2 protein-coding genes are annotated in these 588 nt (G+C 29.9%); one reads left to right on the plus strand and one right to left on the minus strand.

The features are described from left to right. Positions 1 to 304 (plus strand): AEC family transporter (locus AMN81_RS06380; RefSeq protein ID WP_218836707.1); only part of this gene is annotated, 304 nt, incomplete at its 5' end. On the opposite strand, the gene AMN81_RS04145 is transcribed toward AMN81_RS06380, so the two are convergent. Continuing rightward, on the minus strand, positions 299 to 588 hold a 290-nt coding region (locus AMN81_RS04145; protein ID WP_256998225.1), incomplete at its 5' end, for an MBL fold metallo-hydrolase. The two genes, AMN81_RS06380 and AMN81_RS04145, sit on opposite strands and share 6 nt — an antisense overlap.

Genomic DNA, 588 nt, shown 5'->3' on the forward strand with positions numbered 1-588 from the left:
TGGTATAACTCTTTCATTTTATACTAAAAATGTAATTAACAAATTATCTGTTTCTATTTCAGTTTTAAAATTAGTTATTTCCCCGATAATTTTATTGTTAATTGGATTAGTGTTTTTTAATGCAGGATTGCCAGCAGAAATACCAGGTGCTTTCTTTGTGAGTGTTGCGCCTTGTGGAGTTACTTCTATAGTTTTATGTGCCGCTTATAATGTAAGTCCCGAAAATATAATTAAAGCAATTTTTGTCTCTACTATTGCTTCTATTGGAACTATATTTTTTGCAATTAAGTATTTAACTCTATAACAATTTATCTAGAAGACTAACTTCTCCAATTTTAAAAATAATGGCATCTTCTTTGTTGAAACCATATTTTTCAGCACTATCTTTAAATCTAATTGGGGGTTCCATAATCGGCTCTAGTGACAAAACAAATGTTCCCCAATGCGTTCCTAAAACTTTTTTACTTTTTAAATCTTGTGCGATGTTAAGAGCTTCTTCTGGTGTAGTGTGATAAGTCGATTTTTCAAACATTGGTCTAAAATCATATGCTCCAATGTTAATCATTGATAAATCAATAGGACCATATT

Origin of the sequence: Candidatus Pelagibacter communis, from assembly GCF_001179845.1 — a bacterium.
Classification (GTDB): domain Bacteria; phylum Pseudomonadota; class Alphaproteobacteria; order Pelagibacterales; family Pelagibacteraceae; genus Pelagibacter; species Pelagibacter ubique_Q.